This window comes from Dickeya parazeae Ech586, assembly GCF_000025065.1.
Lineage (GTDB): Bacteria > Pseudomonadota > Gammaproteobacteria > Enterobacterales > Enterobacteriaceae > Dickeya > Dickeya zeae.
This window is the reverse complement of the sequence record NC_013592.1, coordinates 3216864-3243594: the sequence shown is the minus strand read 5'-3', so window position 1 is coordinate 3243594 and position 26731 is coordinate 3216864. Positions and strand designations below refer to the sequence as shown.

The following is a 26731-nucleotide window of genomic DNA, read 5'->3' as shown; positions in this document are numbered from 1 at the left end:
CTGATTTATGTCAGTTGGCAATCATGGTTAGATCATCAATAACGCATAGAGGCTCAGAAGAGAGGTGCATATTATCGATATCCAGTATGCCGTCATTGTGCATAACAGAATCCTGACGCAATGCAGAAAATAGAGGAGTAAGATCCTGCTGTTCATCTCCATATTCTGCTACTAATTCCAGCGTCTTATTTGTAGCCTCGTCATCCGTTAATGCACTAACCAATACCCGGGCAATTTGTTGGCGGGCAATGACACCATCAGCAGGTGTCCCCGAGTGACGTTTGTCACCCTGTAGCATGACAATTTTTTGTTGACCTGATTTGTTATAGTCAAACCACCCGGGTCTGACAATCGTATAGGGATGACCGCTGGCACGAACGAGACGCTCTGCGCGTCGTTTCCAGTCATGCGCCTCCGTCCTGCGATTATAGGCTCCGTCTCTGTCAGTGACCCCGATAGCTGTCATTAATACTATCCTTACAGAACGTTGCTTGAGGGTTTGAAGAATATTACGCACGCCACCATAATCAATGGCCCTTGCGCCAATACGGCCCTGGCCATCAGATCCCAGCGTGAAAATGACAGCATCAATATCATCACATATTCCCGCCAGTGTTTCTGGCATGGAAACATCCCCGTGAACAATCTCAACACCTTGTGGCAGTAATTTGCTTTTCTGTGGATTTCGTAAAAGTGCCTTTAGCTCATGCCCCATTTTTAAGGATCTTGCAACAACGTGGCGACCTATGCTGCCGGTAGCACCCACGATCAATATTTTCATAATAGAACTCTCACTTAATCGAATAAAAATTATCTGGGGTTAAGTGTATCAACCGTGATTAATAAGAGTTACGGGGGTAGAATGATTGTGTCTATGAAACTGTCTCATGATTAAATTAATAGTCCAATCTACTGAGGGAAAGAGACGTGCTTAAAGAAAACTTCAATGAACTCCAGCTTTTTCTGGCTGTGGCCAGGGAGCGAAGCTTTACCCGGGCGGCAGCTAAACTTGGTATATCTCAGTCAGCGCTGAGTCATGCCATGAAGGCGCTGGAGAGCAGATTGAATATACGTCTTTTAACCCGTACTACCCGCAGTGTGGCACCGACTGAGGCGGGGGAACGAATTATCACTTGTCTGGAGCCTCGCCTGGCAGAGCTGGAACAGGAACTGGAACAACTGGTGCAGCTTAACGGTATTGCGGCAGGGAATATCCGTATTTCGGCGGGAGAGCATGCGGCAAAAAGCCTGGTATGGCCGAAGCTCAAGCCTTTCCTGCGCGAATATTCTGAAATTAATGTTGAATTAGTCGTCGATAATGGCTTTATAGATATTGTAGAAGGCCGCTTTGATGCGGGCGTCCGGTTGGGAGAAAGTCTGGATAAGGACATGGTAGCGGTTCGTATTGGGCCAGACCTGCGACTTGTTGTCGTTGGCTCTCCCGATTATTTTGCTCGTTATGGCGTTCCCGATACTCCACACGACCTTCAACACCACCGTTGCATTAATATGCGACTCCCCACGATGGGGGGGTTATATCATTGGGAATTTGAAAAAGATGGCAAACCGTTACAGGTAAAAGTTGATGGGCAATTGACCTTTAATCACTTATCTGAACGTATTGATGCCGCAGAGTCAGGATTTGGGCTGTCCTTTGTTCCGGAAGATACCGTTCAGTCACAGCTTGAATCGGGGACGTTGATCGAGGTATTGCACGAATGGAGTCCGTTATTCCCGGGCTATTACCTATACTATCCAAGCAGAAAACAACATCCACCTGCGTTTGCACTGCTGATAGATGCTTTACGTTATTCTGCCTAAAGTAAAAGCGCCGGAGCATGACTGCTCCGGCGACAAAGTTAATTACTCATCATATTCTCTAACACGTTTTCCGTTAAAACGGCGCCGGACGACAACAAAGAAAACGGGTACAAAATAGATAGCCAGCAGTGTAGCGGCGATCATCCCACCGATGACGCCAGTACCCACAGCATTTTGCGCCCCCGAGCCCGCTCCTCTGCTCAGGGCCAATGGTAGTACACCCAGAATAAAAGCCAGTGAAGTCATCAGAATCGGACGCAGGCGCATATGTGCTGCTTCAAGCGTCGCTTCAATTAACCCTTTGCCTTCTTTCACCATCATGTCGTTGGCAAATTCAACGATCAGGATAGCATTCTTCGCTGACAGGCCGATTGTCGTCAGCAGGCCTACAACGAAATAGACGTCATTATTTAGCCCACGTATCGTAGTTGCGAGAAGTGCGCCAACGACGCCCAGAGGGACAACCAGCATCACCGCGAAAGGAATTGACCAGCTTTCATACAGCGCAGCCAGACACAAGAAAACAACAATCAAAGACAGGGCATAGAGAGCCGGAGCTTGCTGGCCGCTAAGTCGTTCCTGGTAAGACATTCCTGTCCAATCATAACCGATTCCCTTTGGTAACTGAGAGGCCAGTTGTTCCATCAAGGCCATCGCCTCACCTGAACTTCGACCTGGCGCGGGTTGACCAAGAATTTCAAGCGATGACAGTCCATTGAAGCGCTCAAGTCGCGGCGACCCGAAAATCCACTGCGCATCAGCGAAGCTTGCGAAAGGCACCATCTTGCCATTCCCGGCGCGGACATACCAGTTATTGAGATCGTCAGGCATCATGCGCCATGCAGCATCGCTCATTACATAGACTTTTTTGACTCTGCCACGGTCCATAAAGTCATTCACATAGCTTCCCGCCCATGCTGTGCTCAGTGTTGTGTTGATATCATCTAAAGATACCCCTAATGCCGAGGCCTTCTGCTGATCGATATTGATCTTATACTGCGGCGTATCTTCCATACCGTTCGGTCGAACGGCCATCAGCACATCAGGATGCTTTTGAGCCATTTGCAACAATGTATTACGGGCTTCCAGCAGTTTTTCGTGACCTAAACCGGCCTGATCAACCAGCTCAAAGTCAAAGCCTGTGGCATTACCAAGTGCAATAATGGGTGGCAGGTTGAACGCCGCTATCTGTGCATCAATCAGCTTTGAAAAAGCTTGGTTGGCGCGGGCTGCGATGGCGTCAACGCTGTTTTCAGCGCCATTACGTTCAGCCCAGTCTTTCAGGCCGATAAACGCAATACCAATATTTTGCCCGCGACCGGCAAAACCAAAGCCGTTAACGGTCAACACATTGGCCACGTTTTTCTTCTCATCGTTAAGATACCAGTCGTTGATCTGATCCAGAATTTGCTGAGATCGCTCCTGCGTGGCACCAGCAGGTAGAACGGCCTGGGTAGCCAGGACGCCCTGATCTTCTGATGGCAGGAATGCGGTCGGTAGACGTGCAAAGAGTAATGCCATGCCGAGTACAATCACGCCGTAAATGATTAAGTAGCGTCCGGTTCCGTTCAGCATACTTGCAACGGCACGTGCGTAATGGGAGCTGCTGGCATCAAAGCGACGGTTAAACCAGCCAAACAGCCCACGATTTTTGGCATGTTCACCCGGTTTAACAGGTTTAAGAAGGGTGGCACAGAGCGCAGGCGTCAGGGTGAGTGCAACAAGCACTGATAACACCATGGCTGAAACAATGGTAATGGAGAACTGCCGATAAATAACGCCCGTACTACCGCCAAAAAAGGCCATCGGAATAAATACCGCTGATAGCACCAGCGCTATCCCTACTAATGCGCCCTGGATCTGATCCATCGATTTTCGCGTTGCGGCTCGGGGCTTAAGCCCTTCCTCCGCCATGACGCGTTCAACGTTTTCCACGACCACAATCGCATCATCGACCAGCAAACCGATGGCGAGCACCATTCCGAACATTGTCAGAGTGTTGATGGAGTAACCTAACGCACTCAGTGTGCCAAATGTACCCAATAAAACGACCGGTACTGCGATAGTCGGGATGAGCGTTGCGCGGAGGCTTTGCAGGAACAGATACATTACCAGGAAGACGAGAACTATCGCCTCAAACAGCGTCTTCACGACTTCGTTAATCGATATACTGATAAATGGTGTGGTGTCATAGGGGTAAACCACCTTTAACCCCTGCGGATAATATGGTTCCAGTTCTGACAGTTTGGCGCGAATAGCCTTTGCTGTATCCATGGCATTAGCTCCGCTGGCAAGCTGGATGCCCAGTGCGGAAGCGGCTTTACCGTTGATTTTTACTACAAACTGATAGTTCTCGCCGCCGCGTTCAATCCGCGCCACATCATGCAATTTAACCTGTGAGCCATCGCTGTTGACCTTCAACAAAATATCACCAAACTCTTCGGGCGACGTAAGACGGGTTTGTGCAATGATTGAGGCGTTTAACTGCTGGCCTTTTATCGCAGGCGCACCGCCCAACTGACCAGCAGCGATCTGTGCGTTTTGTACCTTAAGCGCATTGCTGACATCAACGGGGGTCAACTGATAGTTGTTGAGTTTGTTGGGATCAAGCCAGATGCGCATAGCATACTGAGAACCAAACAACGTCGTGTCGCCAACGCCGTCAATCCGGCTGATCGGATCTTTAATAGTCGACGCCACGAAGTCAGCGATATCTTCCATGCTCATTCGTCCACTTTCGTCAACAAAGCCGGGGACCAGGAAGAACGTACTGGAGGACTTCATCACAGTAATTCCCTGCTGCTGTACTTCCTGAGGTAGCAGAGGGGTGGCAACCTGCAATTTATTCTGCACCTGAACCTGCGCGATATCGGGATTGGTCCCATTTTTAAAGGAGAGGGTCAGTTGCAGCGTCCCGGATGAATCACTGGTTGAGGACATGTACATCAGGCCATTCAGCCCCGTCATGTTCTGTTCAATCACTTGAGTGACGCTGTTTTGCAGCGTTGTAGCATCAGCGCCAGGATAGTTCACGCGGATCTGTACCGCCGTAGGTGCGACATTTGGGTATTGCTCTACGGGTAACCCCAGAATTGCAATCCCCCCTGCTATCATCACAATAATGGCTAATACCCAGGCAAAAATAGGGCGGTCAATAAAAAATTTAGACATCAATAATTATTCCTGTGAAGACGAACCGGAGAGAGTGGTGCGCTCATGAGGGATCACAATTTCTCCTGGTTTAGCGCGCTGGCTACCTGAGACAATAATGCGTTCACCAATCTGAAGGCCCTCAGTAACCCGCCAGCGATCACCAAATGTCCCCATAACAGTGACAGTGCGTGAATGTACCCGGTTTTCTTTATCCACAACGAGCGTTGTGGCTTCGCCACGCGGTGTGCGGGTTACAGCCTGCTGGGCAACCAGCAGTGCCTCCGGCACAACGCCTTCTTCAATGCGTGCGCGAACAAACATACCGGGTAAAAGTTGATGCTGCGGGTTGGGAATAATCGCGCGCAAGGTAATCGATCCAGTTGTCTGGTCGACGGTGACATCAGAGAATGCCATCGTTCCACTCAGTGGGTACTGACTCCCGTCCTGCATAAGCACGTGCACGGGTACTTTGCCGTTCTCCTGCTTAATCTGGCCGCTAGCCAATGCTCTTTGCAGCTGCAGCCATACCTCACTGGGCTGGGTGATATCAACGTAGATTGGATCTAACTGCTGCACGGTTGCCAGAGCAGCACTTTGACCGTTCTGTACCAGTGCTCCCTCCGTCACGTTTGACAGTCCAATACGACCATCCAGCGGTGACGTAACCGTGCTGTGAGCCAGATCGATTTCGGCAGTTCGAAGTGCCGCGCTGGCTGAATCAATAGCCGCACGAGACTGACGGGCTGTTGCCTGAGCCTGATCAAGATCCTGGCGGCTGATATAATCCTGTTGACTCAGCGCGTGATAACGGGAGAGCGTCGCTTTTGCGAGCTGTGACTGGGCGTTTGCCTGCTTGACTGCTGCATTGGCGTTATCGACCGCTGCCTTGAATGTTGCCGGGTCGATGTGATAGAGCGCCTGTCCTGCTTTAACATCGCTTCCTTCAGTAAAATCTTTGGACAGTATAATCCCTGAAACCTGCGGGCGAATTTCCGCAATACGGGATGCTACAGTGCGTCCAGGAAGATCGCTGTTCAGGGCGACAGGAGTTGCCTTTACTGTCTCAATGATAACATTGGGATGAATATCTTTGCTGGCAGAAGAAACATTCTTATTGTCGCATCCTGTCAACCCTGTCGTCATTGCAAAAAGGCATAGCACAGCCAGAGGCGAATAAGCCGCTGAACTTTTCATAATATTTGACTCTTATTATCAATCCACTTTAAAAATATTTTCCGGTATACAGTCGACGATATTTCTGAGGTGGAATACTGTATTTTTTTGAGAATGATCGGGTGAAGGACTGCTGGGAATCAAAACCGTACCGGAAACCGATATCCAGAACTCTGTCCTTGCTTTCGACGAGGTCGTATGCCGCCAGAGCCAGCTTTTTATCCCTAATATACGCCGCAATGTTTTTACCATTTTTCTGAAAGAAAACACGCTGAAGATGCCATTTGGAGTATCCAGAACGTGCAGCAACATCATCAATGCTTAATTGCTGGTGGATATTGTCATCTATCCATTGGATAATTTCAGTAATCAGTTCCTCGAGTTTAATCATCATCGGTCTCACTATGTCAACAAAACGGTAAGAGGATTAAATGATCACATTAAGTAAGTTGTGCACAAAAAATCCTTTGAATGATTATTTATAAACTTCTGCTACACCATGCATTTTGTTATTGCCTGTTACGGAAAGGATTTTAAAAGAGGAAGCACCCTGTTTATCTGCCTGTGATGAGAGTTTTGTAACCAATTCATCAAGAGTCGCGGCATCACTTGCGGAAACAACACCAACTTTTTCTTTACCTATATCATTGGGGACAACTTGTGCGGAAAATGCACTGTCAATGCTAAACAGAGATAACAGAATAGAGAGTGTAAAACCGATGCTTTTCATAGATAACCTCGTAAGTTAAATTTTCAACAATATAACGGAACGAATACATGATAACGGGGAAAGTGTGGTTCATTAAGATAGTCTGGCTGCAAGTGCTTATGAATAAAAAACATGAATGAGACGTTTAAAAAGGGAGTTGCACATCATTTAGTGATAACCATCACTAAAAGTGCGTTTATTATTATCGTGATTTAATAAGTGTGGTGTTGGTATGCCCAAGTAGCTATGGTGAGAAACATGCAGCCCTAAGGCTGCATAACATTATTTCAACGTCTTGATATCCACGACAAAACGATATTTTACATCGCCTTTTTCCAGCCTATTGAACGCATCATTTATCTGGCTGGCGTCAATCAGTTCGATATCAGCAGTAATATTGTTTTTTGCGCAGAAATCAAGCATCTCCTGTGTTTCAGCAATGCCGCCAATATTTGAACCTGAGAAACTTCGGCGCCCTTTAACAACGTTAAATGGCGAAATTTCAATGGGCTCCGGAGGCAATCCGACAAGTACAATGGAACCATCAATTTTTAATAGTTTCAGGTACTCATTGACGTCATGTTTTGCAGAAACTGTGTCTAAAATAAGATCCAGTTTACCGGCAAATTTTGCCATTTTGTCAGCATCGGAGGAGAGTACTGCTTCGTGAGCCCCTAAACGATGTGCATCTGCAACTTTAGCCTTTGATGTTGTAAAAACAACGACATGAGAGCCCATGGCTTTAGCTATTTTAATCGCAACATGCCCAAGTCCACCAATCCCCAGGATCCCCACAACTTTACCTGCACCAGCATGCCAGTGTTTGAGCGGAGAATAGACAGTAATACCAGCGCAAAGTAGTGGCGCAGCGGCTGCGAGATCTAAATTCTCAGGCATTTTAAGAGTATAACTTTCCCGGCAAACGTAGGTTTGTGAGAATCCACCGTAGGTCATGCCCCCCAGATGCTTGTCTGGTGTATTAAACGACAGTGTCGTACCGGACTCACAGAACTGTTCCAGATCATGACGACAGGCAGGGCATTCACCACATGAATCGACAATACAGCCCACTGCGGCAAAATCACCAGGTTTGAATTTTGTTACATTCTCACCCACAGCAATTACGCGGCCGACGATTTCGTGCCCCGGAATCACTGGAAAATGCGTACCGCCAAAGTCATTTCTTATTTGATGTAAATCAGAATGGCAAATACCGCAGTAAAGAATTTCTATTTCCACATCATCATGTAATAGGCCACGGCGCTTAATACTGAATTCTCTAAGAGAATTTGTTGCCGCATCCGTACCCATGGCTTTGACTGTCTTAATCATATTTAACCTTTTTATAGAGCAGAAAATCAGCGAAAATTAATTTGCTTGTTTTCTTATAAAATAGATTCAACGGCCCACACGTGCTTGCAATGAGGCCGGATAACGATCACCGACAATTCTGACTGTATCAAGGGCTACTGTTATTCTCAGCAACTCTTCCTGAGAGAGCGATATATCTGCAGAGGCCATGTTTTCTTCTAAACGATGACGTTTCGTTGTGCCGGGAATAGGGACTATCCAGGGCTTTTGCGCGAGCAGCCATGCAAGCGCAATTTGTGCCGGGCTGACGCCTTTTTCTACGGCAATAACACTTAAAAGAGTAATGAGTTGCTCATTGGCTTCCAGCGCTTCAGCCGCGAAACGAGGCACTTTACGGCGGAAATCATCCTCTGCAAAGGTGGTTATTGATGTTATGGCCCCTGTCAGGAATCCTTTACCCAAGGGGCTGAAGGGGACAAAACCTATACCAAGCTCTTCCAGCAGCGGCAGGATCTCTTGTTCAGGGTCGCGCCACCACAGAGAATATTCGCTCTGCAGCGCGGTGACCGGCTGTACTGCGTGTGCACGACGAATAGTCTGAACGCCAGCTTCTGAAAGGCCGAAATGTTTTACTTTGCCTTCGGTGATAAGGTCTTTCACCGTTCCCGCGACATCTTCAATAGGGATATCCGGATCGACACGGTGTTGATAAAGTAGGTCAATGACATCCGTCTTAAGACGCCGTAATGACCCTTCAACAGCTTCACGGATATGCTCCGGGCGACTGTTTAAAATCTGCTGTTTGTTGTCATCGCCAAAAGTAAAACCAAATTTAGTGGCTATGACCACGTGATCACGAAAGGGCTTTAATGCTTCACCCACAACTTCTTCATTGAGATAAGGGCCATACACTTCAGCAGTATCGAAGAACGTAACGCCACGTTCAAACGCGGCGCGAATGAGTTCAATAGCCTGACGGAGATCTGTTGCCGGGCCGTAGGCGTAGCTGAGTCCCATACAACCGAGCCCAAGCGCTGACACTTCAAGGCCTGATTTACCCAGATATCGTTTTTCCATTAAATGAATACCTCTTTTATCGCGGCTTAAACATCAAGTTTGCGGCCAGTCAGCCATTCCACCATTGCTGGATCGCGGTGAGAAAAGAATGCGCTGGTTGCGGTATCAAGGGCTGCAATGCGTAGCATATCTTCGGAACTGAGTTCAAAATCGAGAATGTTGATGTTCTCTTCCATTCGTTCTTTTCGTACTGTTTTCGCTAGCGAAACGATGCCTCGCTGGAAGATCCACCGAAGAACCACCTGGCCAACGCTTTTGCCGTACTTCTGACCAAGTGCGGTTAAAACAGGGTGCTGGAACAGACCATTTTTACCTTCTGCGAATGGTGCCCAGGCCTCTGGCTGTATGCCACGGCTTTGCATCCACGGAACGGCATGTAACTGCTGGTTGAACGGGTTTACTTCAATCTGGTTTACCGCAGGCGTAACTTTTTTGTAGGCGATAAGATCAGCCAATCTGTCAGGATGGAAGTTACTCACGCCAATGGCGCGAATTTTGCCAGCCTGTAAGAGTTCTTCCATGGCATCCCAGGCACCATGAATATCACCGTAAGGCTGATGAATCAGGTACAGGTCTACGTAGTCCAGTTGCAGTCGATTTAGAGAGCGTTCGAACTGTGCTTTAGCACCTTCGTAGTTTGTATCCTGTAGCCAGAGTTTCGTTGTTACAAAAAGCTCGTTACGAGCGATATCAGTCTGTTTCAGTGCGTTCCCTACTTGGGCTTCATTCTGATAAGATGCAGCGGTATCGATCAGGCGGTATCCCGTGTCAATGGCAGCAAGAACGGATCTTTCGCATTCAGCGGCATCAGACATCTGAAACACACCAAAGCCCAGCAGGGGCATCTCAATACCATTGTTCAGTTTTACTGTTTGCATGACTTTTTCCTTCAGCTGTTGTGTAGAAAAAGCATAACGCAAAGTTATTTATCCGATTAGGTAGTGTAATCAGCTAAGGTTTATTATATTTGTTCATTAATGATGTCATTGCCTGGACCTATAAAAACTTCCCCAAGGTCTGCTAATAAAGTAAGGCAGTGTAAAATGATGGCTTGGTATATAAACGTGATACTAAACATTTCCTGAGTAGCCTGACGCTCAATCTGTCACTATTAACTCTTTAAATTCATAATCGTTGTTCGTGTGAGCAGTCCATATCGGACTGCTCACACGACAGTATCCAATCACTGAAGTTTTTTATCTTTAATGAACTGACTAACCAGGTCAGCTATCTGGATGTTATTCAAATCAGCGAAGGGGAAGTGAGTGTTACCTCTGATCCCAATTTCTGGCAAGTGTATAACAGTAACATCGCCACCGTATTTGTTGACCACATCGCGCCATTTTCTGGCCATTTCCAGGCGTACTCGCCAGCTGTCTTGTGCTGGCATGGCAACGGGTTTATCAGGAATGTTATCACCATAAATGATCAGAATCGGAATTTTGGTCAAGGTCTTAAATTGTTCCAGTGGAACAGACTCACCTTTTAGCGTACCGAACGAGCTTGGCATTGGTGCGGGTAATTCTTTCTCCGGAAATACAAAACTGCTACCCGGTTCGAAGGCAACAATGGCTTTTACCTTGTGGTTTTTCATTGCTGTGTACCAGCCCAGCCCGCCTCCCTGAGAATGCGTAAAAAGAATCGCCGGGCCGGATTTATCGACAACCGCAGACATGGCGTTAGCTATCACATTGATGTCAAACGGCCCTGTGTTCGGCGTCATTTGCCGAAAATACTGATTGAGAGCTTCTTTATTGTGAGAGAACTGAACACCTTTAAAATAATCGGGCCATACGCCCACCCTAAACTGATTAAACCACATCTGTTCATCGGGATTAGGTGTGATGGTATTTTCTACCGTACTACGCCCTGCATTTCCACGACGTGGTTGATCGACGAGATAGGTTGAGAAACCGCGACGCAGGAAAATGTTCTGGAATCCCTCACGGCCATCCGGCGTACTTTCCCAGGTTCGTGAGGATTGACCTGCACCATGCAGCATAATGATTGGGTATTTGTGGGGATTGTCAGGGATTTGGTAGAACACCGATGCGTGATCGCCATGATAAGTTTGGCCCGCGGAATTCAGAGGCTCAGTTGCGTCAAATTTTCCTGGCGCAGTGATGATGGTGCCACCAGCGGAAAAGCTTCCCTGTTCCTGAATGACTAATGACTCTGCATTGGCGAGCTGAACCACCTGAGAACTCGCCATCAGGCAAATGAACAGCGTTTTTAAAAATGTTTCCAAGACTATGCCCTCGGTTATGTTCGTGGTTCAATCATATCTTTGTTTTCAGAAAGGATTATTGAATAGTCCTGATTGCCCTTATTTATCATATTCATGAATACAGTTGTTACCTTTGTCGGTGCCGCCATAGGTAATTAGAATAGTGAGTGATGTAACCGCAAACCTTTACTTAAGTACGGAATTCACGATGAAATCGAAAAAGATGAAATGATATTATCAATCTTTTAATCCTTATTGCTATGGTTCTATCTTAAGAGCCCTAAATATAAACAACCAAAGCAAAAAACGGGTAGCTAATGAAAACAAAATGATAATGGAAAAATAGCGAGAGTAGTAAATAAATGCAGATTCATCATAGTCAAAAAAGGAGAAATCAACAGCCATCAGTAAATAAGAAAGGTAGTCTGTGGACAGAAACCAGTACAGACCAAGTACCGATATTGCCGAAAATACGCAAGGTATAATGATATTCGCAAAATAGGAATGTTCGGGGATTTTTAGAACGAGACAGAAAAATTTAGCGAGCATTTTCCAGTGCAGACCGATATGTATAGCTATTATGATCATACCCCAATAGACTGCCGTCATATGTAGTTTTCTAATCCATGTACTCGGGTTATGAAATGAAAAGTCTGAAAAGATATGGCGCGAGAGCATTACTCCAGAGACGATGGCTATTAGGATAACCATTAGTGTTACGATATTTATTACTCTGTTGATAAAACGCATAGCTGAAGGGAGTGTTGGTGGCAGAGTCCAGAGTCGATGTCTGTTCAGATACAAATGGAAAAAAATCATCAATGTGAGGAGTATTCCAGACCATTCATGTATAATCTCCCCATGAAGATGAAACCCCATTAGTACTAGTAACAATAAGGCCATTCCCACATCAAGGATTACCTGAAGAAAATAAATTTTTTTCATGGCTGGATATTAATATTGTGGATTAACTTGTTGAACCCATTCCTTTACCTGTTTCGGTATTTCAGGGTTTGATATATCATTACGTGATATAGACAATGCGCGAGTAACTAATTTTGCCTGTGGTTGCATACGCGCGATTTCTCGTAAGGAATCTGCCAATTGGCTGCCACCATGAGTGGTAAAAGGAATGACTGTTTTCCCGGAAAAATTATTTTGCTCAAAAAGGGTATATATTACCATGGGCATGGTATACCACCAAATGGGATATCCGACATAGACAGTATCATAATTACTTAGATCCGGGAGCGGCGTTTTGAATGAGGGTCTGGCTTTTTCTTGTTGTTCCTTTTCAGCAGTTCGCAACAGTGCATCATGTTGGCGGGGATAGGGTATTGTTGTTTCAATACGAAACAGATCACCTTGCGTCTGTTTCTGAATAAGCTGTGCAATGTACTGGGTACTACCGGTTTCTGGCATAGTTTTCTGAAGCACACTGGCTCCAGTAAAACCGTCAACGGTATCAGACATCATTTCCTCTGGTTGAGAGAAATAGACAATGAGTATATGGTGTGATGAAGCGATATTCTCTGATGCGAAAGCTGCCTGCACTGTAAAGCATAAAAAAATCTTCACTACTATTCTGCATAGAATGCTTATTTTTCCCACTTTTATTCCCTCACTAAAAATAGCTACTTATACCCGTCACATCTCATTTTTAGGCGTATCATCTTTTCTCTTCTGCCTAATGCCTGACGTGAGTTGATCCTTGCGAACTTGCTAAGTTATACCTTCCTGTACTTGAATAATTCAGGCTGGAACCCTTTTCTTAACATGGGTGGTCATTCCTATAATTGTGCTGGTCAGTATAAATAAAGTGATAATCCAGCCCATAGCCCATGCCGTTCCATCATTGAATAGAGCCAGAAGTAACGATGAAATAATGCCGCTACCATATTGGAGGGAACCAATCAGCGCCGAAGCTGAACCAGATGCATCTGGTGCGGCATCAAGTGCAGAAGCCGTTGCAGTAGCCGCAATGATACCATTCATTGAAAACATCACAAATATTGCGACAACAATCAGGGATATTCCGCCTACATTAAATTTTGTCGCAAATGCAAGCACGATTGAAGCAGCAGCGGCAACAAGAAGAGCCCTCTTTAGCAACACCTCAAGAGAATAGCGTTGTACCAAATGGCGGTTAATCGTGCTCAGCCCCATAACACCCAGGATATTGATGGCGAATAACCATCCATAATGCTGTGCTGCAACATGAAAGTGAGTAATATATACAAAGGGGGAACCCACGATAAAAGCATAAAGCGCCATATAATAAAATGTTAAGCAGAGCGTAACTTTCATAAAGTTTGCATTACCGAATAATCGGTAATATGTTTGAAAGGCTCCAGTGAATGAAGCTTTCACTCTTCGCTCAACGGGTAATGTTTCTGGTAGCCAGTATAGTGACAGCAACATTAATACCCCAATGGCAGTCAACAACCAGAAGATGGCATGCCAGGATGTAAATTTAATCACCTGTCCACCTAATAGTGGGCCCACAATTGGCGCTATCGCCATGACAACCGTTAGTGTTGACAGCATTTGGGCGGCGCGGGTTCGGCTAAATAGATCTCGTATCATTGCGCGAGCCAGCATAGGCCCTGTGCATGCTCCCAGAGCCTGAAATACTCGCCAGAAAATAATTTGAGTAATGTCATTAGAGAGGGCACAACCAGCAGAGCCCACAATAAACAGAGCCATCCCTATCATCAAAGGAGTGCGTCTACCCAAATGATCGCTGATGGGGCCCCAGATGAGTTGAGCTAAGCAAAAACCGATCAAAAACCCAGTAATGGTTAACTCTGCATTTCCTCCCAAATCTTTTGCCATGACGGGCATAGCCGGAAGATAGATATCTGTTGATAGAGAGGTAAAAGCCATAAGGGCGCTTAAAATAATGATGAAAAGCAACCCTGTTGTCTTAACCGATGATGAATGATTCATGAAAGCCTGCAAGCCAGTGATAATTCACTCTAGGATAGCGATAGTATGGTTAACAATAATCCCATTAAACCAGATAAGCTTTATGAGTTGTTTTCATTAATGTTGTAAAAAAACTAATCAGCAACCATTATTATACATTCATTAATAATGCGTAAGGAGTATAAAATGAAGTGTTGTCATTTGGAGTGTAATGGATTAACCGTCTCAGTGTTTAGGAAATTAATTTTGGCAGGCATATTTAATTTCGGACCTAATTAATAAAGGTCTGGCACCTTATTTTTAGACCAAATAAGGAGCTGTGTTAGTTAATTAAGTTCGGTGATAGCAGCGACTATAGGCATGGTCAATAAGGCCGCTATGGTGGTCAGAGCTGCCCCTTTGAGTGCCAGCGGATAGGCGTTTTTATTCAACGCTTGCGCCAGCAAGGGTACCCCAGCCCCTGCGGGAGTGGACACTGCGGCCAGCAGTACGCCCAACAGTAGACGATTATCGACGAACTGCTTCATTATCAACATGATAACAACGGGAATCACAACCATCTTGATAAAGGTATAGAGCCAGATTTTCTTATCGCCAATCGCTTCGCGCCAGTCCATATCCAGCAGGAAGGATCCAATCAACATCATGGACATTGGCCCGGTGACGGCACCTAAAAGGTGGAGTGGTTGCGCGAGTAGGTAGGGGAGCTGGATGTGAGCAAGGTAGAGAAGCAGTGCCAGCAAACAGGCGACAATGCCTGGATTAAGGAACTGCCGTAGCTTCTGCCAATAGCCACCTGATTGTTGAGCGCTTTTACCTCTCATCCAGCGATAGCCAAAGGAAAAGAACAAAACATTATACGGCAAAAGGAAGGCTGTCATGTAAATCATGGCATCGGTGCCGAACAACGAATAGATCATTGGCACTCCCATCATGGAGATGTTGGTAAAAGTTGTCATGACGATAATGACGCCCTCATATTCACGACCATAATTGAGTACGCGCGCCAAAATTCTGCTGCTCAGGATCAGCAATGTGATGGTAGCTGCGACGACGACAAATACCTCAGCAAGTTCACGTCCGGCTATATGCTGTGCATTACCTGTGATACCTGAAAGAATAATTGCTGGCATGGTGATGTTTAATACCAGAGCCGTTAGCTGTGGCGTATTTTCTTTGGTGATAATTTGTTTTTTCCGGGCGATAGCCCCAACAATGATGAGTAATGAAAAAATAATCATCTGTTGCAGTATTGCCATAATCATTCTCTTGTTATGACTGAAAATTAACCGACCCAATTAGAGGTTTTATTCACGCTGGCGTGCATTTGCTATAAAGCGGCCCGGTAGCTGGCACCAAGACAGGACGAATAAAACTTGATCGTTGAGCGGAGCCTGGACTTCAACCAACGGCTCTTTTGTTAATGAAGGGGGCATTCCGCCAGATAGTGTCACTCCGTCATTGTGTATATCGCGCACTACGGGGCTAAAGCCCCGTGACGTGTTATAGTGCCAGCCTGAGGATAGTGGCCAGCACCTCTTCAGTGTAAGTCTCTGCCAGACCAAACCAGCGTGCGTTACCCTCTAGGTTATCGAGGATAGCGGGCAGATCTGTCGCCTTGATACCGAGTTGGGAAAGGCGGGTTGGCGTACCAATCTTGTCAAACCATTTCTCCAGGGCGGCAATGCCCTCTTCGGCAGTGTTCAAACCGAACAAATGTTGAGCAAAGCGCTCGAACTGAGCTGTATTCTGGCTGTGGAACCACTTCATCCAGGCAGGCATTATGACCGACAAGCCCGCACCATGGGGCACATTGAATAGGGCGGATAGAGCGTGCTCGATCATGTGGTTGGGATAACCAAAACCTGAAGTGCCCGCATAAGTTAAGCCATTCAATGCCAGGGTTGCAGCCCACGCGAATTCGGCGCGTGCATTATAATCGGCAGAATCTGCCAGCAACTGCTCTGTGGTTTCCAGTACAGTGGCAATAACGGATTCAACCAGGCGTGACTGTATTTTGGGTTGTATCGTAGCGGTGAAGTAACCCTCTATAGAGTGAGCGATGATGTCAGCCGCCGAGTAAACCAAATAGTCGCGAGAGACTGTCTGCATGAGTGCCGGGTTGACGATGGAGACCTTCGGGAAGATATGCACTGAGTTGATGGCAAACTTCTCCTTCGTGTCGTCGTTGGTGACTACGGCCCCGCTATTCATCTCACTGCCGGTGGCGGCCAGAGTTAGGATTGCAAATACTGGTAGAGCCGCATCAATCTGGCCTTTTCCGATGAACAGATCCCATACATCCCCCTGATAGAGACTCCCAGCGGCAATCGCTTTGGCACTGTCGAGCACAGATCCACCACCGACACTGAGGATCGCATCGACGTTCTGTTCTTTTGCTACTGTGATAGCGTCACGAACTTTTGATATAAGCGGGTTACTGATGATGCCGCCGCATTCGATGAGCGTGATGCCATGTCTATTCAGGCTGTCGCTGACTGTGACGAAGAGACCATTATCCTTAATGCGTTCGCTACCATAGCTCAGTAGAACCTTCTTGATGCCGTGCGAGGCCATGATCTCGCCGATGAGCTGCTCCTTCCCAGCACCAAATTCTATCCTGGTTGGGTTGTAAAAACTGAAGTTGTCCATATTGCTCGTCTCTCTGTATGCATTCATGTCAGGAAGATTGTCGATACCGTGACTATAAGCCTGCATAAAACATCGAACTAGACAGTAAACGGATGAATCAGTTACAACTAAATAATGTAAATTGCCAGGATAAATCATGATCAGTGAATTGCGTTCCATCACAACGTTCGTAAGTACGGTGGAATTAGGCAGTCTCAGCAAGGCGGCTGAGGCTCAACAGATCTCTCCTCAGGCCGCCAGCAAGGCATTAAAACAATTGGAGACTTATTTGGGTGTGCGCTTGTTCCACCGTACAACTCGAAGCATGTCATTGACTGAAGAGGGGCAACGCTTTTTAGAGGCTGCACAACCCGCCTTGATCGGTTTACAGCAAGCCCTGTCAGCGGCGAAACAAACCCGTGAGGCCTTTGCAGGCGCATTGCGGATCGTGGGACCACGGTCGGTCGGTCAGATGATAATCGGGAATGTATTGGACGAATACTGCCGACTCTATCCGGAAGTCCAACCGGATGTGCAGCTCGATGACCGCATCGGCAACTGGGTTGAGGAGCGAGTTGATGTGGGGCTTCGGATTAGCGTCTCACCACAAGATGGTTTGATCGCGCGCCGCTTATTTCCCTTGCAGCTCATCATCTGTGCATCCCCGACCTATCTGCGCAAATATGGTATTCCATTGACTTTGAATGATCTCAGCATACACCGTTGCAGCGTCTTTCGTCATGCAGGCACCGGGCATGTTATCCCATGGCATGTGAAGGTCGGAGAAAATATGCAGGAACAGCTAGTACGTCCGGCGATATCTACCAATGATGAGACGGTAGAACTGGGGGTTGTACTAGCAGGAGAGGCCATCGGTCAGCTCGCCGGGCCAACGGCGGCGGCGCACATTCGGGCAGGTCGTTTGGTTCCCCTGTTGCTTGAACACATGAGTCAGATACACAGCCTTTTCCTCTATTATGGCAGCCGTACTGCCCAACCTGCACGAGTTCGCCGCTTCATAGACCTCGCGGTTGAACGACTTACTGACAGTCAGGAATTTGTTCTTAGTGCCGAGGAACTAGAGCTTGCTTATATCAAAGGGAAATCTTCTTTAGGTTAACATTTCGTTGGTATTTCGACAGCAATACCATAAGCTCTAAACCCACTCTATTTAAATTTACATGCGTGTTAAGAGCCTATCTGATTGCATGCCTGCTATTTTTGTGAAACTTGTTGGATTTAACCCTATATATCCGAACCGAAATTCCGCTTCATTGACGGTCATTGTGAGTTCTTTGTCTACGCCAATTTGATTGACGAAAAACACAACCAGGCCTTGCTGATTGAAGTTGGTGCTGCGTTTGCTTGCCAGGACTATAGCTTAAAGTTGATCAGTTCCACTGCTTCATCGAACAGTTTGAGTAACTGCCGCTGCCCATCCGTAGCTACCCATGAACGGATGACCACCCTCAATATCGAAAAAATAACTGCCGGATAAAGTTCAACGGCAAGTGATGTTGTTTCTGAAAAAGCAGCTCGACCAGAGAGAACCTGAGACACTTTTTCTCCCAGTGCCGCCGACATCTCATGCTTACGGGCACTGATTCCAGATGATGAAGCAATCACTCGCTCGATTGTGAGATAAAAATCGGCGCGTTCCTGATACAATTTCAAAAGTTCACGTGCACATGCAAGAAGACTTAAATGAGCCGGTTCATCCGTTGGTCGTTTATGAAGGCAAGACAAGAAAATTGCCATGCCGTCTTCAACCCAGCTAACGATCACGTCTTCCTTTGTCGGAAAGTAGCGCAAAACAGTTCTTGGCGAAATATCGACGGCAGCTGCAATTTGATTAATGGTAGTGTCTTCGAACCCCTGGCGACCAATCAATACAAGTGCCGCTTCCAATATCTGACGACGCGTTTGATCTTTCTTTCTTTCTCTTAAACCCATCGGTATTCCCTGGAAAGCTGTTATGTCTTTTTTGCACAAGCAACTGAATTGTCATATCCAAAAACGACGTTAAGGGTATGCAATTTCAGCAACCCAGTCATTATAAGGGGCACAGTATAGTTGCCAAAATGCTTGTGCAACACCCATGCTCCAAGCTGTATCAGTTCCATTTGAAGCCGACGCAGTGACCGTACCAATATGTATTCCTTGTCTTTTTAAGTCATCAAATAATCCTATTGCAAGCGATCTTATCCCTGCTTTACCAACACTTAGAGAAATATATTCAGGTGCAGGCATAACGCCAAATCTGCCACCAGTCAGCAGTATCGTTCCTTTTCCCTGAGCCAGCATCAAGGGGAGAACACTCTGAATAGCAACCATAGCTCCAACAATGTTGACCGAGAGATCAGATAGAAAAGTGTTCGTGGGCTGCTCTGCAATGTTTGATTTTCGCAACGATGCGGCATTGTAGTGCAGAACATCGATAGAGCCGTACTGTTGAAATACTCTTGTTAGCAACTGTTGGATACGCACGGGATCAGAGGCATCAACTCCCAACGCCGCGCTGACTCGTCCCTCACTTTGAAATTTTCGCACATACTTTCCCAACTGCTCAGGATTACGAGAACTGAGTACAATATTAAAATCTTCGGTAGAAAAACGATCCGCAGTGGCAAGGCCAATGCCAGGCCCAGTACCAATACTCAAGAATGTTTTCATGATTATCTCGGTTCTATAGAGTAATAAGGCCAGCTTAAAAGGCTGGCCATGTTGACGTCGACATAATTACACTGCAACAAAAGAATCAGCAGCGATCCCACTGCGATTAAGGGCGCGGTGAAGCTCTGTCAAGCAGTGCAAACTCCTCATCGCTCAACACAACACTGGCACCAGCAACATTCTCTTCAAGATGGGCAACCTTGCTCGTCCCCGGAATTGGCAGCATTACCGGGCTGCGTTTAAGCATCCATGCGAGTGCGATTTGGCTTGGCGTCACTCCTTTAGCTTTGGCTATCGTATCGACAACACCACCTGGCTTGGCAAGCTCACCTGAAGCGAGCGGGAACCATGGAATGAAACCGATGTTATTCTCTTCACAATAATCCAGCACATCTTCATCATCCCGAGTGACCAGATTGTACATATTTTGAACCGTCGCGACCGGGAAGTATTTCTGAGCTTCTTTAATCTGAGCGACTGTTACCTGGCTTAAACCGGCATGACGAATAAAACCTTGATCAATCATATCTTTAATAAAACCAAACTGATCCGCCTCCGGAACTTTTGGATCAACCCGATGCAACTGCCACAAGTCAATACGTTCAACTTTCAAGCGACGTATACTCATGCGAACGGCCTGACCAAGATAGGCCGGATCACCAATAATTGGCCACTGCCCTTCCGTCAGCCCAGGACGGACAAGACCACCTTTAGTCGCAATAATCAGGTCTTTTTTGAAGGGATAAAGCGCCTCAGCAATTAATTCTTCGCTGACAAAAGGACCATAGCAATCAGCGGTATCAATAAAATTAATACCCAGTTCTGGCGCACGTTTAAGGACACGCAGCGCTTCATCACGATCTTCGGGCTCCCCATAAAAACCCGGCCCGGTAATACGCATTGCACCATAACCCAATCGGTTAATGGTCATATCTCCGCCGATACTGAATTGACCGGAAACACTTGCATCAATTTTTTGCATTTTCAAAATCCTGCTCATAGTGGTTTTCTGACATTAGGTTGGATAAGGCTCAGGCATGATTCGTGAATTTAGTCACCAAATAGGCATCGATACCTTCGATCCCATTCTCACTACCGTAGCCGCTTTGTTTTACGCCGCCAAATGGCCCTTCAGGCATACCAAAATAGAAGGTGTTTATCCCAACCATGCCACTCTCAATGTTATCGGCGAGTAAATGTGCGCGAGCCATGCTACGAGTAAACGCATACGCCCCCAGACCGAAAGGCAAACGATTAGCGCTGGTAATCGCTTCATCCAGTTCTGAGAAGTGACAGATAGTTGCTACCGGGCCAAACGGTTCTTCATTCATGATCAAGGCCGTTTCCGGAACATCAACAAGCACCGTTGGTTCCCACAACAGACCTGAGTCACCGATACGCTTGCCGCCAGTCGTCAGTTTAGCTCCTTTATTTACAGCATCACTGATAAGGCGTTGCATGGAACTCAGGCGACGTGCATTAGCCAGCGGTCCCATTTGCGTTGACTCATCCTGACCATTCCCTACTCGAATTGCTTTTGCCGCTGCGGTGAATTTAGTGACAAATTCTTCAAAAACAGTTTTTTGCACATAGAAACGAGTCGGTGCAATACAGCTTGCCCCCGCATTAAAAAATTTGTTTTGCACTGAAGCCGCCACAGTTGCATCAATATCTGCATCATCACAGACAATGACCGGCGCATGTCCGCCAAGCTCCATCGTAATGGGGGTGATATTCTCTACTGCCAGTTTAGCCAACTGTTTCCCCACTGCTTCCGGGCCGGTAAACGATACCTTGCGGATAATTTTCGATTTAATTAGCGTTTCAGAGATAAAAGCTGGCTCGCCCAGCACAACATTCAAAACGCCAGCAGGTAGACCGGCATCAGCAAAGGCCTCCGCAATCATCAAACAAGTTGCCGGCGTTTCTTCTGAGGGCTTGATAATTATTGAGCAACCTGCGGCAAGTGCTGCGGCAATTTTACGGCCAGTCAACAATGCCGGTCCGTTCCAGGGTGCAAACGCTGCAACCGGACCAATCGGTTCGCGTGAGACAATCGCGCGACCATTCGGAATACGTGCTTCCAATGTGCGACCATAAATACGCTTGGCCTCTTCTGCACACCAGCTCATTGATTCAAATGTTAAATTGAGTTCCATGCGAGATTCAGAGAGTGGTTTGCCGACTTCCAACGTCAACGCATATGCCAGGGCATCTACACGTTCGTGCAACAGCGAAACCGCCTTTTCAATAACTGCAGCGCGTTGCCATGCAGGTACTTTACGCCACACTTTGAAAGCCCTTTCACTTGATTCAAGCGAATCCTGAAGGTCGCTGGACGTCGCATGCGGCATTTCACCAAGTACGCTGCCATCAAATGGGTTGATTACAGCACTGACCTGACGCCCTTCTCCAGACAGCTTTTGTCCATTAATCCATTGATATAAAAGTGGGTAAGTCGATAAGCTCATAAATGTTTTCCATGTTGATTTAAGCATCAGGAAAAGCATCTATTCATGAGACGGGTACGATTCCTGAGGCAGCCAGTGAGTACATTGCCACATCGATAATCTGTCACTCTATGACATTTGTTAATTGATGACATAATTATTTTTTGTCTTGCCAACTAAGGAAACCAGGCCCACCTTTAATCATAAAAAATGATTTGAACTTATTTAAACCGCAAAATATGATTATCATCATATTTCGTAAAGCATCATACCGACTATGAGATCGTTAACTAAGAAAGAAGCAACAAGGCAACGCATTCTGGAGACAGCATCAAAGATCATCAGACGAGATGGTTTTGATGCGCTAGTAATTGTCGATGTCATGAAACAAGCAGGGTTAACTCATGGTGGTTTTTACGCGCACTTTCCAAACCGTGATGCACTTGTGGCTGAGGCATTAGCTTATGCACAAAGCTCAGGGGCAGATACAATGGCACTTGGAATCATGCATCAACTTGAACAAGGCGTTACGGGGATTGCTGCGTATATCGATGTTTATTTGTCAGAATCCCACCTTGAAGCCTATCGTTTAGGGGCCGGCTGCCCAATTGCCGCATTAGGTTCAGAATTTTTACGGCAAAATGTTGATGCAAAAAGAGAAGCCTGCAGAGCGATAGACGCTTTTATCGAAAATTTAATCAACCTAAGCAGCAAGACACTGAAGCGGGAAGATGCATTTTTTTTGACAAGCGCCCTGGTTGGCGTGCTGCAACTTGCACGGAATCTGACAAACAGCGAAGACATTACCTCATACCTAGCAAGCAGCAAACAGCGCCTACTGAGTATGTTTACTTAAAAGACCTACTTAACAGACGGAATAAGCTCTGTTTTTTCAATCAAAAATATGATGACCATCATATTTTATCTACTAAGAGGCAAATCGATGAAACTTGAAAATGCAGTCGTATTAATTACCGGAGCAAACAGAGGGCTTGGTTTAGCATTTGCAAAAGCAGCACTGGAACGAGGTGCACGCAAAGTCTATGCAACTGCAAGAAATCCAGAGAATATTACGCTTGATGGTGTCATCCCCGTCAAATTAGATGTAACCAACCCAGAAGATATCTCGCGTGTAGCAAAAGATTATAGCGATGTTACTCTGTTGATTAATAATGCGGGTGTAAGCACACCCGTTTTAGTTCCATGCACTTTTTGAGATATCCGGTTTTTCAGTCATCAGCCGGTATTCTTCCGGCGTCAGGTTATTCAGGGATTCATGAGGCCGCTCGCTGTTGTATTCCGTCAGCCAGCGCTCTGTGATTTCCCGTGCTTCATTCAATGTTCTGAACAGATAAAAATCCAGTATCTCTGTCCGGTATGTCCGGTTAAAACGTTCGATGAAGGCATTTTGCGTGGGTTTTCCCGGTTTGATAAATTCCAGCATCACGCCATGCTCTTCAGCCCACTGCGCCAGAGTCAGTGATATTAGCTCTGGGCCATTGTCCATCCGCAGTTTCAGCGGATAACCACGGTTTGCCACGATCCTGTCCAGTACTCTGACTACCTGCTGCGCCGGGATATTCAGGTCGATTTCTATCGCGAGAGCCTCGCGGTTAAAGTCATCTACCACATTAAAGGTCCGAAAGCGCCTGCCACAGACCAGCGCATCATGCATAAAATCTATCGACCAGCTCTGGTTAAGTGCTTCCGGCGTCACCAGCGGTGCGGGGTTACGCACCGGCAGACGTTGCTTTCCCTTACGGCGAAAATTCAGTTTCAGCAGGCAGTAAATCCGGTGAACTCTTTTATGGTTCCAGATATTGCCCTGCCTGCGAAGCACCTGAAAAAGCTTTTTAAATCCATATCGCGGATAGCGTTCAGCTGCTGCGGTCAGTGCCATAATCACCGGCTCATCACGTTGCGTATCCGGCTGATAACGAAATACCGTCCTGCTCAGCGATAACGTCCTGCATGCCTGGCGTATGCTCATCGTAAACTGCGCGGTCAGATAACTGACGAGCTCACGCTTTATCGCTGGTTTTAAAGCTTTTTTTCGATGACGTCTTTTAATGCCCGATTCTCAAGGCTCAGATCGGCAAACATCTGTTTCAGACGCCGGTTTTCGTCCTCCAGCTCTTTCATCTTTTTGATATCAGAGGCTTCCATACCGCCAAACTTCGCTTTCCAGTTGTAATAGCTGGCTTCAGAAATACCGGCTTCACGGCAGACATCCTTAACGGTACGTCCGGCTTCGACGGACTTCAGAACGGCAATGATCTGGTGTTCGGTGAATCGGGCTTTACGCATGGCGATCTCCTCAACGGGACATAATCAGTATGTCGGAAGATCTCTAAAAGTGAATGGTTCGGTTTACCGGGATACTTACACGGGCATTGCTCAGATCGGTGGAATCCTAAGTGATAATGCAGAAGAAATTCTTCGTCACCAAATGGAAACTAACGTATACGGACCAATTAGATTATCACAAGCGTTAGCACCGACATTAGCTGCTAATGGTGGCGGTGGAATTATTAATGTGCTATCCATAGCCAGTTGGATAACAAGCCCCATACTGGCAACGTATTCTGTCACAAAATCTGCCGCATGGTCAGTAACTAATGCATTACGACAGGAACTAGAGCAGCAAAAAACACAGGTTCTTGGTCTCCATGTGGGTTTTATTGATACCGATCTAACCAGTGGGTTTGATGTGCCCAAAACAGCCCCCGATGTTGTGGTCGCCCGAACATTTGATGCCCTAGAACAAGATGCGCATCAGGTTTTAGCTGATGAAGCGACTCAAAAAGTACATCAAGCGCTTTCTACATACCCTGATATTTATTTACAGGCAATAGAATAATAATAGACAGTTATATAGGGAGTGATTGCTCCCTATCAACTATCAAAGATGAGCTTCTCCCTGTTTATTAAAATATGGCAATTGTTGATATGCCTTTAATTTCTGACCGTTAATAGCTCATAGCAAACCTGATTACCTTAATTAATACATTGCGCTTTACTAGAGTGACTTGTGATAACATAACTTTTAATTTTCTTCCAAGATATAAAGTATCTGTATTTTCAGTAACAAAAATAGCCAGCCCAATCCCTTCATCAGCCAGTCAGCGCCAGACAGCTTCAATAACGATTGGTATATGAAGCTAACCAGATACTAGTTGAATATCAGCATCAGTATTGGCAACGGCTTGGAAACACCGAGATCATCCGTGTCAATTCTATATTACACTTGATAAGTGTAATAATATATTTTTTAATGTTTAACCAGCGGGAAAGCGTTTTTTTGCAGAAAAATATAAAAAAGAAAGCCTGCACAATTTTTGCGCAGGTTCCTTTTCTTCTACGCCTCTTTTCTGCGAGGTAACGAAGAGCCGTTTGTTAATGATTCTAGATAATCAGCATACCACTGCAGCATCCCTCTCCTGTTCTCTAAATGTTGTGCATGGTTATAAGTCCCACGAATAGTATTTTTATCCACATGCGCGAGCTGAAGTTCAATCCACGCCGTGTTAAATCCTTCCTCATGAAGAATCGTACTCATCGTATGCCTGAACCCATGTCCAGTAGCTTTTCCATGATAACCAATCCGTTTTAGTACCTGATTTATGCTGGCTTCACTTATTGGTTTAGTAATGTCGTTACGACCAGGAAAAACCAGATTATACCTGCCAGTTATCATCTGGAGTTCACGCAGTGCCTCTATAACCTGATCAGATAAAGGCACCAAGTGAGGTCGTCGCATCTTCATCCTTTCGACTGGAACCTCCCAAACTCGCTTGTCAAAATCAAACTCTTTCCATTCAGCCAGACGAAGTTCAATGGTACGAACCCCTGTTAGCATCAAAATGCGCGTCGCAAGGCGTGTTATAGGGCTACCAGAATAAGCTTCTAAAGCTTTCAAGAAAGCTGGCAACTGATCAGCCAGAAGATGAGGATAGTGAGTTGATTTCGCCGTAGTCAGGGCGCTGGCAAGTTCGGCAAAAGGGTTGGTTTTTGCTCTACCCGTAACGATGGCATAAGTGCAAACCTGTTTGCAGGCCTGACGAACCTTCCTCAATTTATCGAGTACGCCACGCTTTTCAAGTTTGCGTAGCGTGGTGAGAGCCTCTAACGGTTCAATCTCTGCTATTGGTCGTTTGCCGATATCAGGAAAAATATCGTTCTCAAACGCCTCCATCAGATCTTCGGCATATCCCTTTGACCAATTGGGTCGCTTATATTCATGCCATTCCAGTGCAACAGATTTGAACGTATTTTCTACAGCGACTTTACGAGCCTGCTTCTCTACCTTTTTCTTTTCACTGGGATCAATGGAATTAGTCACTTGCCGTTTTGCTTCATCTCTGCGCTGCCGGGCCTCGGACAATGAGATTTCCGGGTAAACACCGAGTGCTAACATCTTTTGTTTACCATCGAAACGATACTGCAATCGCCAGTATTTAGACCCATTGGGATGGACCATCAGATGCATCCCTTCCCCATCAGTAAGCTTATAAGGCTTGTCCATTGGCTTTGCACTTCTTACCTTCACATCGGTTAATGCCATTTGAGGCCCCCATG

Annotated in this window: 25 protein-coding genes; 5 read left to right on the top strand and 20 right to left on the bottom strand. The window is 46.3% G+C overall.

The genetic code is table 11. The features are described from left to right. Positions 1-10: 10 nt before the first annotated feature. Entirely contained in the window at positions 11-781 is a 771-nt protein-coding gene (locus DD586_RS14155) for an SDR family oxidoreductase (RefSeq protein ID WP_012885514.1), read from the bottom strand. A 146-nt stretch (positions 782-927) separates the two neighbouring features. Here DD586_RS14155 and DD586_RS14150 point away from each other — a divergent pair, with 146 nt between their 5' ends. Continuing rightward, positions 928-1821: a LysR family transcriptional regulator gene (locus DD586_RS14150; RefSeq protein ID WP_012885513.1), complete on the top strand. Its 894-nt coding sequence runs from the start codon at positions 928-930 to the stop codon at positions 1819-1821. A 42-nt stretch (positions 1822-1863) separates the two neighbouring features. On the opposite strand, the gene DD586_RS14145 is transcribed toward DD586_RS14150, so the two are convergent. From DD586_RS14145 to DD586_RS14085, 13 genes are all read right to left on the bottom strand, one after another. Next, entirely contained in the window at positions 1864-4992 is a 3129-nt protein-coding gene (locus DD586_RS14145; RefSeq protein WP_012885512.1) for an efflux RND transporter permease subunit, read from the bottom strand. A gap of 6 nt (positions 4993-4998) precedes the next feature. Continuing rightward, a complete protein-coding gene (locus DD586_RS14140; RefSeq protein ID WP_012885511.1) occupies positions 4999-6168 on the bottom strand; it encodes an efflux RND transporter periplasmic adaptor subunit in 1170 nt (389 codons plus the stop codon). Between the two features lie 28 nt (positions 6169-6196). Then, positions 6197-6538, bottom strand: coding sequence for a helix-turn-helix domain-containing protein (locus tag DD586_RS14135; RefSeq protein WP_012885510.1), 342 nt, complete (start codon positions 6536-6538; stop codon positions 6197-6199). Positions 6539-6622: 84 nt separating this feature from the next. Beyond that, positions 6623-6877 carry a YdgH/BhsA/McbA family protein gene (locus DD586_RS14130; RefSeq protein WP_012885509.1) on the bottom strand — a complete coding sequence of 85 codons (255 nt, stop codon included), beginning with the start codon at positions 6875-6877 and terminating at the stop codon, positions 6623-6625. A gap of 261 nt (positions 6878-7138) precedes the next feature. Beyond that, the gene (locus DD586_RS14125) at positions 7139-8185 is read right to left on the bottom strand and encodes an NAD(P)-dependent alcohol dehydrogenase (protein ID WP_407635427.1); all 1047 of its coding nucleotides are present in this window, start codon (positions 8183-8185) and stop codon (positions 7139-7141) included. 69 nt (positions 8186-8254) lie between these two features. Beyond that, the gene (locus DD586_RS14120) at positions 8255-9244 is read right to left on the bottom strand and encodes an aldo/keto reductase (protein ID WP_012885507.1); all 990 of its coding nucleotides are present in this window, start codon (positions 9242-9244) and stop codon (positions 8255-8257) included. 26 nt (positions 9245-9270) lie between these two features. Continuing rightward, complete coding sequence (locus DD586_RS14115; protein WP_012885506.1) at positions 9271-10122, bottom strand: aldo/keto reductase; 852 nt, start codon at positions 10120-10122, stop codon at positions 9271-9273. 305 nt (positions 10123-10427) lie between these two features. Beyond that, on the bottom strand, positions 10428-11492 hold the full coding sequence (locus DD586_RS14110; RefSeq protein WP_012885505.1) for an alpha/beta hydrolase: 1065 nt from the start codon (positions 11490-11492) through the stop codon (positions 10428-10430). Positions 11493-11729: 237 nt separating this feature from the next. Then, the gene (locus tag DD586_RS14105; protein WP_228669793.1) at positions 11730-12221 is read right to left on the bottom strand and encodes a DUF4405 domain-containing protein; all 492 of its coding nucleotides are present in this window, start codon (positions 12219-12221) and stop codon (positions 11730-11732) included. A 204-nt stretch (positions 12222-12425) separates the two neighbouring features. Beyond that, entirely contained in the window at positions 12426-13073 is a 648-nt protein-coding gene (locus tag DD586_RS14100) for a flavodoxin (RefSeq protein WP_049779821.1), read from the bottom strand. Between the two features lie 150 nt (positions 13074-13223). Beyond that, positions 13224-14420: a multidrug effflux MFS transporter gene (locus tag DD586_RS14095; protein WP_012885502.1), complete on the bottom strand. Its 1197-nt coding sequence runs from the start codon at positions 14418-14420 to the stop codon at positions 13224-13226. 305 nt (positions 14421-14725) lie between these two features. After that, positions 14726-15658, bottom strand: a complete 933-nt coding sequence (locus DD586_RS14090) for an AEC family transporter (protein WP_012885501.1) — start codon at positions 15656-15658, stop codon at positions 14726-14728. Positions 15659-15902: 244 nt separating this feature from the next. Continuing rightward, complete coding sequence (locus DD586_RS14085; protein WP_012885500.1) at positions 15903-17051, bottom strand: iron-containing alcohol dehydrogenase; 1149 nt, start codon at positions 17049-17051, stop codon at positions 15903-15905. A 136-nt stretch (positions 17052-17187) separates the two neighbouring features. Between DD586_RS14085 and DD586_RS14080 the strand changes: the two genes are divergently transcribed. Continuing rightward, a complete protein-coding gene (locus tag DD586_RS14080) occupies positions 17188-18150 on the top strand; it encodes a LysR family transcriptional regulator (RefSeq protein ID WP_012885499.1) in 963 nt (320 codons plus the stop codon). Between the two features lie 254 nt (positions 18151-18404). Here the strand turns inward: DD586_RS14080 and DD586_RS14075 are convergent, their stop codons facing one another. The 4 genes from DD586_RS14075 to DD586_RS14060 all read right to left on the bottom strand — a co-directional run bounded on the left by DD586_RS14075 (position 18405) and on the right by DD586_RS14060 (position 22174). Further along, on the bottom strand, positions 18405-18983 hold the full coding sequence (locus DD586_RS14075; RefSeq protein ID WP_012885498.1) for a TetR/AcrR family transcriptional regulator: 579 nt from the start codon (positions 18981-18983) through the stop codon (positions 18405-18407). Positions 18984-19052: 69 nt separating this feature from the next. Then, positions 19053-19703: an SDR family NAD(P)-dependent oxidoreductase gene (locus DD586_RS14070; RefSeq protein WP_012885497.1), complete on the bottom strand. Its 651-nt coding sequence runs from the start codon at positions 19701-19703 to the stop codon at positions 19053-19055. Positions 19704-19809: 106 nt separating this feature from the next. After that, complete coding sequence (locus tag DD586_RS14065) at positions 19810-20685, bottom strand: aldo/keto reductase (RefSeq protein ID WP_012885496.1); 876 nt, start codon at positions 20683-20685, stop codon at positions 19810-19812. A gap of 49 nt (positions 20686-20734) precedes the next feature. Beyond that, positions 20735-22174, bottom strand: a complete 1440-nt coding sequence (locus DD586_RS14060) for an NAD-dependent succinate-semialdehyde dehydrogenase (protein WP_012885495.1) — start codon at positions 22172-22174, stop codon at positions 20735-20737. Positions 22175-22430: 256 nt separating this feature from the next. On the opposite strand from DD586_RS14060, the gene DD586_RS14055 reads away from it, so the two are divergent. Continuing rightward, positions 22431-23009 (top strand): TetR/AcrR family transcriptional regulator, encoded by a 579-nt coding sequence (locus DD586_RS14055; RefSeq protein ID WP_012885494.1) that lies wholly within the window; start codon positions 22431-22433, stop codon positions 23007-23009. Positions 23010-23096: 87 nt separating this feature from the next. Then, positions 23097-23369, top strand: a complete 273-nt coding sequence (locus DD586_RS21490) for an SDR family NAD(P)-dependent oxidoreductase (RefSeq protein ID WP_080516798.1) — start codon at positions 23097-23099, stop codon at positions 23367-23369. Here DD586_RS21490 and DD586_RS14050 read toward each other — a convergent pair. Further along, positions 23349-24460, bottom strand: a protein-coding gene (locus DD586_RS14050) for an IS3 family transposase (RefSeq protein WP_095522536.1) whose coding sequence is annotated in 2 segments (ribosomal slippage) — positions 23349-24199 and positions 24199-24460 — 1113 coding nt in all. Because the reading frame shifts where the segments join, the coding sequence is not laid out codon by codon here. The two genes, DD586_RS21490 and DD586_RS14050, sit on opposite strands and share 21 nt — an antisense overlap. On the opposite strand from DD586_RS14050, the gene DD586_RS14040 reads away from it, so the two are divergent. Next, the gene (locus DD586_RS14040; protein ID WP_049779780.1) at positions 24459-25013 is read left to right on the top strand and encodes an SDR family NAD(P)-dependent oxidoreductase; all 555 of its coding nucleotides are present in this window, start codon (positions 24459-24461) and stop codon (positions 25011-25013) included. The genes DD586_RS14050 and DD586_RS14040 overlap by 2 nt on opposite strands. Positions 25014-25511: 498 nt before the next feature. Here DD586_RS14040 and DD586_RS14035 read toward each other — a convergent pair whose 3' ends face one another. After that, positions 25512-26717, bottom strand: a complete 1206-nt coding sequence (locus DD586_RS14035) for a tyrosine-type recombinase/integrase (protein ID WP_012885493.1) — start codon at positions 26715-26717, stop codon at positions 25512-25514. Positions 26718-26731: the final 14 nt, after the last annotated feature.

What these genes read in the sequence shown, in the direction of transcription:
- DD586_RS14070 (WP_012885497.1), bottom strand. Translation starts at nt 19,703, where the DNA reads ATGAAAACATTCTTGAGTATTGGTACTGGGCCTGGCATTGGCCTTGCC.
- DD586_RS14075 (WP_012885498.1), bottom strand. Translation starts at nt 18,983, where the DNA reads ATGGGTTTAAGAGAAAGAAAGAAAGATCAAACGCGTCGTCAGATATTG.
- DD586_RS14120 (WP_012885507.1), bottom strand. Translation starts at nt 9,244, where the DNA reads ATGGAAAAACGATATCTGGGTAAATCAGGCCTTGAAGTGTCAGCGCTT.
- DD586_RS14145 (WP_012885512.1), bottom strand. Translation starts at nt 4,992, where the DNA reads ATGTCTAAATTTTTTATTGACCGCCCTATTTTTGCCTGGGTATTAGCC.
- DD586_RS14135 (WP_012885510.1), bottom strand. Translation starts at nt 6,538, where the DNA reads ATGATTAAACTCGAGGAACTGATTACTGAAATTATCCAATGGATAGAT.
- DD586_RS14115 (WP_012885506.1), bottom strand. Translation starts at nt 10,122, where the DNA reads ATGCAAACAGTAAAACTGAACAATGGTATTGAGATGCCCCTGCTGGGC.
- DD586_RS14130 (WP_012885509.1), bottom strand. Translation starts at nt 6,877, where the DNA reads ATGAAAAGCATCGGTTTTACACTCTCTATTCTGTTATCTCTGTTTAGC.
- DD586_RS14080 (WP_012885499.1), top strand. Translation starts at nt 17,188, where the DNA reads ATGATCAGTGAATTGCGTTCCATCACAACGTTCGTAAGTACGGTGGAA.
- DD586_RS21490 (WP_080516798.1), top strand. Translation starts at nt 23,097, where the DNA reads ATGAAACTTGAAAATGCAGTCGTATTAATTACCGGAGCAAACAGAGGG.
- DD586_RS14055 (WP_012885494.1), top strand. Translation starts at nt 22,431, where the DNA reads ATGAGATCGTTAACTAAGAAAGAAGCAACAAGGCAACGCATTCTGGAG.
- DD586_RS14140 (WP_012885511.1), bottom strand. Translation starts at nt 6,168, where the DNA reads ATGAAAAGTTCAGCGGCTTATTCGCCTCTGGCTGTGCTATGCCTTTTT.
- DD586_RS14060 (WP_012885495.1), bottom strand. Translation starts at nt 22,174, where the DNA reads ATGAGCTTATCGACTTACCCACTTTTATATCAATGGATTAATGGACAA.
- DD586_RS14085 (WP_012885500.1), bottom strand. Translation starts at nt 17,051, where the DNA reads ATGGACAACTTCAGTTTTTACAACCCAACCAGGATAGAATTTGGTGCT.
- DD586_RS14095 (WP_012885502.1), bottom strand. Translation starts at nt 14,420, where the DNA reads ATGAATCATTCATCATCGGTTAAGACAACAGGGTTGCTTTTCATCATT.
- DD586_RS14040 (WP_049779780.1), top strand. Translation starts at nt 24,459, where the DNA reads ATGGCGATCTCCTCAACGGGACATAATCAGTATGTCGGAAGATCTCTA.
- DD586_RS14155 (WP_012885514.1), bottom strand. Translation starts at nt 781, where the DNA reads ATGAAAATATTGATCGTGGGTGCTACCGGCAGCATAGGTCGCCACGTT.
- DD586_RS14090 (WP_012885501.1), bottom strand. Translation starts at nt 15,658, where the DNA reads ATGGCAATACTGCAACAGATGATTATTTTTTCATTACTCATCATTGTT.
- DD586_RS14065 (WP_012885496.1), bottom strand. Translation starts at nt 20,685, where the DNA reads ATGCAAAAAATTGATGCAAGTGTTTCCGGTCAATTCAGTATCGGCGGA.
- DD586_RS14035 (WP_012885493.1), bottom strand. Translation starts at nt 26,717, where the DNA reads ATGGCATTAACCGATGTGAAGGTAAGAAGTGCAAAGCCAATGGACAAG.
- DD586_RS14105 (WP_228669793.1), bottom strand. Translation starts at nt 12,221, where the DNA reads ATGCGTTTTATCAACAGAGTAATAAATATCGTAACACTAATGGTTATC.